Source organism: Actinomadura sp. BRA 177, from assembly GCF_013372625.1.
Lineage (GTDB): Bacteria > Actinomycetota > Actinomycetes > Streptosporangiales > Streptosporangiaceae > Spirillospora.
In genome coordinates, this window is sequence record NZ_JABXFD010000432.1 from 1 (window position 1) to 1,829 (window position 1,829).

The following is a 1,829-nucleotide window of genomic DNA, read 5'->3' on the forward strand; positions in this document are numbered from 1 at the left end:
CCGGCGCCGCGTCCGTGCGGGTCGGCTCCCCCGCGCCCGTCGTCCTCGATGCGCACGCCCACCATTGTCGCGGACCCTTCCACGGCGACCCGCACGGACGCGGCGCCGGAGTGCTTGGCGGCGTTCGTGACGGCCTCGCAGACGACGAAGTACGCGGCGGTCTCCACCGCGTGCGGCGGGCGGCCCGGCACGTCGTACTCGATCGCCACCGGAACCACGGACCGCTCCGCCACCGTCTCCAGCGCCGCGCGCAGCCCCTCGCCGTCCAGCGCCGCCGGGTACACCCGCCAGGTGACCTCCCGCAGGTCCGCGAGGGCGCGCTGCGACTCCTCGTGCGCCTGCTTCAGCAGCTCCGCCGCACGCTCGTGGTCGCCCGCGCGGCGGGCCCGGCCGATCAGCATGCCGAGCGCGACGAGCCGCTGCTGGACGCCGTCGTGCAGGTCGCGCTCTATGCGCCGGCGCTCGTCGTCCACCGCGTCCACCACCTGCGCGCGGCTGACCGACAGCTGCGCGATGCGGCGCTCGTACTCCTCCAGCGGGCTCGGCCCTAGGCAGCGCCGCGCCACGGCCCGCTCCAGCGCCACGACCCCGACCAGGCCCTGGACGGCGAGGAACAGCAGCACCGCGCCCGCGACGGCGGTGTAGAGGACGATCCACCAGGCCGGCGGGATGCCGTCGAGGTAGTCGCCGGTGATCCACCAGCCGGCCCCGAGCCGGACGGCGACCGCCGCCCCGTAGGCGATCAGCACCATGATCAGGCCGCCGAGCAGCCCGACCGGCACCCGCAGGACGAGGTACGCGAGCGCCCGCAGCGGCCCGTACTGGACGGTCCGTCCCGCGCCCAGGAACGTCCGGAGCCGCCGGCACTCCAGCTCGGTCAGCAGCTCAGCCCCCTCCGCGACCGCCGCCGGCACCGTCCGCCGCCCGCGCGAGAACGCCAGGGAGTAGGCCATCAGCAGCGCCGCCACCGCCAGCAGGACCAGTTCCGCACCGGCCGTGACCGCGCCGAGCAGCAGCCCGGCCGCGGCCCGCACGACCGCGCCGGGGCCGCGGCGCATACCGTCAGTGGAAGCTTCGCTCACGTTCGCTTGTCTCCGCCCGGTGCGCCCCCGGCCGCCGGTCCTTGGCCTGCCGTGCCTTCACGATACGTACGGCGAGCCATGCCAGGGCCGCCAGGCCGGCGGCCGCGACGACCGCCTTGGAGTAGACGCCGACGTACTCCTCGACCGTCCGCCAGTTGTCCCCGAGCCCGTAGCCGGCCAGCACGAACGTCGTGTTCCACAGCAGGCTGCCGAGCGTGGTGCAGACGAGGAACGGCACGATCCGCATGCGCTCCACCCCCGCCGGGACGGAGATGAGGCTGCGGAAGATCGGGATCATCCGGCCGAAGAACACCGCCTTGGTGCCGTGCCGCGCGAACCACGCCTCCGTCCGGTCCAGGTCGGCGAGCTTGACCAGCGGCAGCCGCGCCACGATCGCGCGGATCCGGTCCCGGCCGATCAGCGCCCCGATCCCGTAGAGGGCGAGCGCGCCGACGACGCTCCCGACCGTCGTCCACACGAGCGCCGCGACCAGGCTCATCCGGCCCTGCGCGGCCGTGAACCCGGCGAGCGGGAGGATCACCTCGCTCGGCAGCGGCGGGAACAGGTTCTCCAGCGCGATCGCCAGCCCGGCGCCGGGTGCGCCGAGCTTGTCCATCAGGTCGGTCGCCCACCCGGCGATCCCGCCGGCGGGCCCGTCCCCGGACGCCGCGTTCATCATTCCGATCATGCCTTCGACGCTAGGAACCGCCCGGCCCCGCCACCATGGCTGTCCTCTATTCACCTCTC

At 74.6% G+C, this 1,829-nt stretch carries 2 protein-coding genes; both read right to left on the reverse strand.

The genetic code is table 11. The features are described from left to right. The coding region (locus HUX53_RS26075; protein WP_176405864.1) for a histidine kinase at positions 1-1,058 on the reverse strand (1,058 nt) is incomplete at its 3' end. 4 nt (positions 1,059-1,062) lie between these two features. Continuing rightward, positions 1,063-1,770 carry a DedA family protein gene (locus tag HUX53_RS26080; protein WP_309237434.1) on the reverse strand — a complete coding sequence of 236 codons (708 nt, stop codon included), beginning with the start codon at positions 1,768-1,770 and terminating at the stop codon, positions 1,063-1,065. Between the last annotated feature and the right edge of the window lie 59 nt (positions 1,771-1,829).